General features: G+C 54.1%; 7 protein-coding genes. 2 read left to right on the top strand and 5 right to left on the bottom strand.

The genetic code is table 11. The features are described 5' to 3' along the window. The first annotated feature begins 283 nt into the window (after positions 1-283). Both AABZ39_16060 and AABZ39_16055 read left to right on the top strand, forming a co-directional pair. Positions 284-598, top strand: coding sequence for a hypothetical protein (locus tag AABZ39_16060; protein MEK6796295.1), 315 nt, complete (start codon positions 284-286; stop codon positions 596-598). Positions 599-1051: 453 nt separating this feature from the next. Next, positions 1052-1309, top strand: a complete 258-nt coding sequence (locus tag AABZ39_16055; GenBank protein MEK6796294.1) for a type II toxin-antitoxin system Phd/YefM family antitoxin — start codon at positions 1052-1054, stop codon at positions 1307-1309. Positions 1310-1523: 214 nt separating this feature from the next. Here the strand turns inward: AABZ39_16055 and AABZ39_16050 are convergent, their stop codons facing one another. The 5 genes from AABZ39_16050 to AABZ39_16030 all read right to left on the bottom strand — a co-directional run. Beyond that, positions 1524-2783 carry a TPM domain-containing protein gene (locus AABZ39_16050; GenBank protein MEK6796293.1) on the bottom strand — a complete coding sequence of 420 codons (1260 nt, stop codon included), beginning with the start codon at positions 2781-2783 and terminating at the stop codon, positions 1524-1526. Next, on the bottom strand, positions 2780-4222 hold the full coding sequence (locus AABZ39_16045; GenBank protein ID MEK6796292.1) for a sigma-54 dependent transcriptional regulator: 1443 nt from the start codon (positions 4220-4222) through the stop codon (positions 2780-2782). Before AABZ39_16045 ends, AABZ39_16050 begins: the two co-directional genes overlap by 4 nt. Continuing rightward, positions 4219-5781: an ATP-binding protein gene (locus AABZ39_16040; GenBank protein ID MEK6796291.1), complete on the bottom strand. Its 1563-nt coding sequence runs from the start codon at positions 5779-5781 to the stop codon at positions 4219-4221. Before AABZ39_16040 ends, AABZ39_16045 begins: the two co-directional genes overlap by 4 nt. A gap of 3 nt (positions 5782-5784) precedes the next feature. Further along, positions 5785-6231 (bottom strand): response regulator, encoded by a 447-nt coding sequence (locus AABZ39_16035; GenBank protein MEK6796290.1) that lies wholly within the window; start codon positions 6229-6231, stop codon positions 5785-5787. Positions 6232-6276: 45 nt separating this feature from the next. Beyond that, on the bottom strand, positions 6277-7725 hold a 1449-nt coding region (locus tag AABZ39_16030), incomplete at its 5' end, for a PAS domain S-box protein (protein MEK6796289.1).

Raw genomic sequence — 7725 nt, 5'->3', positions numbered from 1 at the left:
GGCACCACTGTGCGGAGAGTCGGCACCACTGTGCGGAGAGTCGGCACCACTGTGCGGAGAGTCGGCACCACTGTGCCGAAGGTCTGACTCTTCTTCGCGCCTTCGCGCCTTCGCGTGAGTCTCTCTTTATCTGCTTTATATTCAATTGTGATCAAGCACAAAGGCGCGCTATTTTTGACATTTTTTCTGTTCCGCCCTATAGTTTGTGGATGGGAGATCGGTTGCGAAAGCTGTTTTCTATATTTCTGCATATTGAATGTTAGGCACCGAATAAGAGAATAAAATGAAAGAATCAGATTGGAAATATATTTCGAGTATCAGTAAAGAACTTGTAAAAAGAACTTATGGTGTTTCAATAGATAAAATATCGGAAATAATTGAAAATAATAATACTGACTCTACTGATAAGTATAAAAAAATACATAAAGAAATTAATAAAACAAATAAAATAATTGATCTGTGTTTCAATGATTGGCGTAGAAGTCAATTTACACGAATAGTATTGCAATTAAAATATAATAATATTATAGATGAGAATGAATATAATCAATTATCAGAAGAAATGAAAAATAGAATAAATAAAATAATTGAAGAATAAAATGAATAATATAAATAAAAAACGGTGCCTAACAAGCGGGTGCAGCGGACAAGTGAGTACACTTGCCGCTGACCCTTCCGTTGGACGGCCAAAATATAACTTGACAACACAATTAATATAATATATTCTAGTCTTAATTATGACTAGAATAAAATATTCACTGATCTACGATGAAATTGTCGTAGATCAAATAAGATCAATAGATAAAAAGTTCTGGCAATTGATCAAACAGACAATTGAAGATCAGCTTTCATTTCAGCCAAACTTTGAGACAAAAAACCGTAAACCATTGATTCATCCTCCAATTGATGATAAATGGGAAATACGATTTGGTCCGAATAACATGTTTCGTGTTTTTTGTACTGTACATGAGGACACACATGAAGTATGGATTCACATGGTCGCGAAAAAGATAAATAATAAATTATATATCGGAGAAAAGGAGATTGAATTATGAAAATAGCACCTCTTGCAGAAGTTAAATCAAAGTTCAGCGAATATGTGAATGAATCACATAAAGGAACAGTTATTGTAACGAAAAATGGCAAAGCTACTGCAGTAATTCTTGGTATTCATGATGACGATGAATTAGAAAGAATTATACTTTCAAATTCAAAAAGATTTATTTCAATGATGAGGGCATCAGAAAAAAGAATATTAAACAAAAAAGTAAAAACACATGAGCAGATATGGGGAGAAATAGAAAAATAGGCCGTCCAACAAGCGTGGCGCGAATTCGCGAGTACGCGAATCGCTCACCCTTCCGTATACAGAATATAATCATAAATGATCTCCGCCTTTCATCTCATCTGCGTTTTTTCTGAACGCAGCAAGCGGGGAGCGCGTGCGCCACGGATGGCGCTGATGGCGCGAGGCATGGATGCCGACTTGCGCCATGGCTGAAAACGATTGTGTCCGAGCACCGCTACCAGCTCCCGCCGGCCCCGCCGCCGCCGGAACGCCCGCCGCCCCACGAACTCGAGCCCCCCGAAGAGCCGGAGGACGAAGATGATGAGCTTTGCGTTTTCATCGGGATGGTATAGTGACGCGATTCATGGTGGCTGCAGGATGCACAGTCGAACTCCCGAACGCCGGAACCCGACGACTCATAGGTCGCCTGCGATGTGACGGTATCCGATATCATGCGATAGGTCTTTGCACCGCACTTCGGACATTTCGAATAGCTCGAGAACCACGTCGGATAGCGTAAAATAAGGATATCATTTTCCTCATCGGAAGCCCATACATCGTAGTCGATCGATCGTATCTTCTCCTCGTCGATCTGCCCTTTCTTCAGATAAACATCCTCTTCCTTATCGTTGAGCTTGCGCATGCTCTTTCCCGTCCGAGGGCTTTTCCTCGGCGCATCGCGGAATTTCTTCAACGCGCCCTTCGACCACATATATATGAACGCGAACGGTATAGGAATGAGTATCGCCCAGACGAGGAGCTTGAGCGGGCGCAACAGCCGGTATTTCATGTATGGGTCGAGCGGGAGTGATATCGGGATAAGAACGATGCAGAACGCAAGGGCAGCAGCGATGAGTGCGATGAGTGCATACACACCAAGTACATTATTGACCGCGCGTGAGCCGCCGATGGGTACCGCATGCACGGTACGCCGCCATATCCCGCTGATACCGGTGTCCGATCGCGACGCTGTGATCTCCTGGAGGGCCTCTTTGGTCGTGAGAATATCCCGTACCGCTTCCATACCGGCGATGATGCCCTCGCCGTACGCGCCCCGCTTGAAACGCGGGAGCATAACAGCCCTGCCGATCGCCGCACATTTCGCGTCCGGCAGCACGCCCTCAAGTCCGTAACCGGTCTCTATTTCCCAGCGCCGCTGTCCGACGACGACGAGGAGAAGAAGACCATTATCCTTGCCGCGCTGACCGATCTGCCAATGCTTGAAAAGGTCGGTGGCGAATTCCTTAGGCGTTGCATCGCCGATACTGTTCACCGCAACAACAGCGATCTGCACGGTGGCCGCTTTTTCGAGATCGGCTAGCATGCCGTTGAGCCGCGTCGTCTCGGCTGCGCTCAGGATGCCGTCAGGGTTCGATACATAGCCGGTACCTCCCGCCTTCGGATCGGGAACGGTGCGTACCGTATATCCCTCGCCTGCGGAGAATAAAGGAAGAAGCGAACACATGCAGAATATAACCATCGATCTGAACATCATTTCCCTCCGTACAGCCGATAGAACTGCACCCGGGTAAGCCTGCAGTACTCCGCCGCCTTCGACTTATTGCCGCTGCACTTGATGAGCACGGCATCGAGTATGCGTCGCGCCTCCTCTTTCGCCAAACGCTTGATATGTTTCTGGAGATCGAACGGAGCATCCGGGACCGTGTTCGTTCCGACGGCGGACACCGCGTTCACCTCGTTCATCCTCGGCGCAGCTTGTACGATATCCGCCTCGGTTATCACATCGCCCTCGGCGAACGCCATGACAGCGGTTATCACGTTCTTAAGCTCGCGAACATTCCCGCGCCAGGGAAGTTCCCTGAGCCTTCTCAGCGCACGCGTCTCCACGCGCAGTATGTTCTTCTTGAACGCGCGGTTGAGGCGAGTAAAGAACAGCACCGCGAGCGGGGCGATATCATCCATACGCTCCCGAAGCGCCGGCATGACCACCTTGCACACTGAAAGACGATAATAGAGATCGCTCCGGAACGCGCCCTTCGCCGCCAACTCATCGACCGCGATATTCGTCGCGCAGACGATGCGGGCGTTCGCTTTTCGCGACAGCGCGCTGCCGACGCGATAGTACTCGCCCGATTCAAGTACGCGGAGGAGCTTCGACTGCGAACCGCTGTCCGTTTCGGTAACCTCATCAAGGAAAAGCGTTCCGCCGGAAGCGGCATCTATCTTGCCGTCGCGCCCCTTGGGGTCCGCACCGGTGAACGCGCCGCCTTCGTACCCGAACAGTTCCGCCTCAAAAAGATCACGCCCTATCGTCGCACAATTGAGCGCCACGAACGGTCCCGCCGCCCCCGTCTCTCCGTGATGGATGAACTGCGCCGCCCATTCCTTGCCGGTACCCGTCTCGCCTTCGATGAGCACCGGGAGTTCCGGGTATTCGCGCATCTTGCTCAACTTCCGATTTATCGCCTTCATCTCGGCGGAAAATATCCCGATATCATCACCGTATCGGATGCCGGGGAAATCCGCCGGCGAGAACACGACATCGGCAAGGGCTATGGTCCCGTCGCGCATGCACGCTTCGTTGATGCGGTGTGCCGTGATACCGCCGTTCTCGGCGGTCGCAACGGTGATGCGCGCCAATGCCTCGGCGACCTTTTTCACGTCGACCGGTTTCACGAAGAAATCGACGACACCCTCGCCCATGGCGTTCAGGGCATCGATGGTCTCGCCTTTTCCGGAGATGAAGAACACCGCCGATGTGTTCCCGCGGCTTCGCAATTCGCGGAACAATGCCGGCCCGGTAAGGAACGGCATGTTCACATCGGTGATAATGACATCGGTCTTTTCGCGACCGAGCGCCGCGAGCGCCGCACGCGGGTCGGTGAACGTAAGCACGTCATGCCCGATGAGGCGGACGAACCCGGCGAGGTCGTCGCAGCAGTCCTTTTCATCATCAACGATGGCGACTTTCATGAAGCTGCCCCGCGGCGTTCAAAGCGCACCGCGAAGGTCGCGCCGCCGAGCTCATTATCGGTCACCGTGATGGCCGCATCGAACGAACGGAGTATCGTCGATACGATGTAGAGCCCGAGCCCCATGCTGTTCTCTTTCTGCTGCACGGAATAGAACGGATCGAAGATGCGCTCTTTGTGTTCGTCAGCGACACCCGGTCCGTTGTCACTCACCTCGAAATAGACGTGACCATCCCGCTCATAGGTGCGGACGGACAGGAGCCGCTCGTCACGCGACACCATATCGAACGCGGCGATCGCGTTGTCGATGAGATTGACCACCACCTGCGAAAGCTGCACCTCGGAAAAGAGGATGCGCCCCGCCGTCGGGGAAAGCTCCTCGGAGAACGAGATCCCGTGCGCGTTCATCTTCTGCCGGAAGAGATCGAGCGTATGCAGTATGAATTCGTTGAGATCGAGCTCTTTCGCCTCGACCTTCTCCGGCGACTTGAGCATGACCCTCATGTTCCTGATTATCGTATCAAGGCGGTCGACCCGCTCGTTGATCTTCCTGAATTCACCGATGACCTTGTCATACGGGAGCGTTCGCTTCTCCTGCTCAAAGAGGTAGATAGCGGTGCCGGCGATGACCTTGATCGACTGCAGCGGCTGATTGATCTCATGCGCAATGGCGCCCGATATCTGTCCGAGCGATGCAAGACGCTCGGTGCGCTGCAGTATCTTCTCGCGGAAGATGCGCTCCTCCGTGCTCACGCGCAGCGCTTTTTCCAGGCGCACCCGCTCGCTGATATCGGTCGCCACATGCACGGCGCCGCGGTACGCACCGTCCCTATCGAACACCGGGTCCGCGGTGATGAAAAAAACGCGCTCCCCGATCGCAAGCTCCATCGTTTCACGCCGTCTCGTCTGGGCTGCACGCACCACCGGGCACCCGTCGATCGGCGCCGATGTCCCATGCACCACTTCCCAGCACCGGCGGCCGATCAGGTCCTCAGGCGTCTTCCCGAACGTCACGGTCGATGCGCGATTGCATCGTACGATGCGGTGCTGCCTGTCGAGGAGCCATACCGCATCGCCCAGCGCGTCGAAGGTGCTCTGCCAGTCGAGCGCCGCCGCCTTGAAGCGCGCTTCGCTCTCGGCAAGTTCGGATATCGCATTGAGCCGTTCCCGGTCAAGCGATTCCTGATTGATGGCGTATCGTATCGAATGCTCAAGGAGCGCGGAAGAGAGCTCGCTCTTCGGGAGAAAATCCCGCGCACCGGCCCGCATGGCGGCGATATCGATATCGGGATTGTAATCCCCGGTGATGAGCACGAAGGGGACATGCGCGCCCAAGGCGATGCTCGTGCGGATGAGCGCGATGCCGTCGTCAAGGCCGAAACGATAGTCCATGAGACATACATCAGCCCCGGCCGCGATACCTGCGGCAAGGTCGGCGCCGCGTGAGCACCACATTGCCTCATAGCGATGCGCACGTATCTCCGAGAGCATTTCCCGGATCAGGACGAAATCGTATTCATTATCGTCTGCGATGAGCACACGTATCGGGTCGGTGTCCAATGACTATCCCCTGAGCGGCAGCACGACGGTACGGAACCAGTAGCTCTCGATGACACGCATGATGTTCACGAGCTCCTCGAACGACACCGGCTTCGTGATGAAACCGCAGGCACCGTTGCGGTAGCTTGACATGATATCCTCTTCCGCCTGGGACGTGCTCAGCACGACGACGGGTATGGTCCTGAGCGACGGATCATCCTTGATCTCTTTCAGCGCCTCGCGCCCGTCCTTCTTGGGCATATTGAGATCGAGGAGTATGATGCCGGGACGCGGGGAATGTTCGCTGTTACGCGGATTCTCGGAACGGCGCAGATAATCAAGCAGTTCCTCGCCGTTCTCAACGAAGGTCACCGGTGTGGAAAGTCGGCTGTCGGATACAGCCTCGGTAATGAGCAGGCGGTCCTCTTTATCGTCTTCCGCAATGAGTATGCCCGCTGTGGATTCGGTCATTGCCTCACTCCTCCATATCACCGGTCATTATAAATCCGTTCGCAATTATATCAAGGCCTGTTCGCGCGGGAGGGTAACGCTGAAACGCGCGCCCGTGCCGACGATACCGTTCGCTTCTATCGATCCGTTATGGCGCATGACGATCTTCCTGCAGATAGCCAATCCCACCCCGGTGCCCGCGTACTCGTCGGACGTATGGAGCCGCTGGAATATCGTGAATATCTTGTCGCGATATCTGTCATCAAACCCGATGCCATTATCCTCAACGATGATACGTATCCTGCCATCGGTCGTCGTCTCGGAAGATATCCGCACGACCGACTCCGTATCCCCGCGGCGGAATTTCACCGCATTGCCGATGAGGTTCTGGAAAAGCTGCTTCATCTGCGTGTGATCGGCATGGATAACGGGGAGCGCCGTCCGCTCGATGCGGGCATGCGCCTCCTCAATGGACACCGCGAGCGCCTGCAATGCCTCGTCGAGCACCTGATCGAGCGATACCGGGGAAAAGCTGTTCCCGGCCCCTATCCTGCTGTAGGAAAGCAGATCATTGATGAGCGTCTGCATGCGCTTCGTCGAATTCTGAATGCTCTCGATATACCCGCGCCCTTCCTCGGAAAGCGCCGAAGCGTAACGGGAAAGAAGCCTGTCGCCGAACGTGCGCACCTTCCTGAGCGGCTCCTGCAGGTCATGCGATGCAACGTACGCAAAATCCTGGAGTTCACGGTTCGATCGCTCGATCTCTGCGGTATAATCGCGGAGCCTGCGCTCGGCATTCATGCGCTCGGTAATATCACGAACAAAACTCTGGACACGACCGCCCTCCTCATGAGAGATGATGCTCGCGCTTACCGTCACCGGGAATGACGAGCCGTCCTTACGCACATGTTCCGCATCGAATTCGACGACCCCCTGCGACGTGAGCGACCGCATCCGCTCTCCGATCTTACGAATATCCTCCGGCGCATCGATATCCTTGAGCGACATGCCGATAAGTTCGCTGCGCGTATACCCGAGGGAACGGCAGGCGATATCATTGCAGTCCGAGATGACACCGCTGAGATCATGGACGAAGAACGCATCATTGATGTGTTCGACTATCGTACGGAAGCGTTTTTCACTTTCGCGCAGGACGGTTTCCGTCTTCGTGCGTTCGGTGATGTCGATAAGGCTGCCGACCGATGCCGGCCGTCCCTGATACATGATGCCCTTACCCCACACCTGTGCATCGAACGCCGAGCCGTCCCTTCGCACGCAGCGAATATCGTAGGGCATACCGGGTTCACCGTCGGCCCGGCGCGTCAGGTTCGCCCGTACCGTTTCGCGTATCTCCGGCACAACAAGATCGACTGGCGACATCGTGTCTATCATTTCATCGGGATGATAACCGAAAAGATCGGCGTATGCATTATTGACGTATCTGAACCGCATATCCTGAATGATGTAGAGACCGACAAGTGACGACTCCATCACTGCCCTGTATTTCGCTTCGCT

This window comes from Spirochaetota bacterium, from assembly GCA_038043445.1.
GTDB lineage: Bacteria > Spirochaetota > Brachyspiria > Brachyspirales > JACRPF01 > JBBTBY01.
Note: the sequence above shows the minus strand (reverse complement) of the source record. Positions and strands in the feature narration are given on the sequence as shown.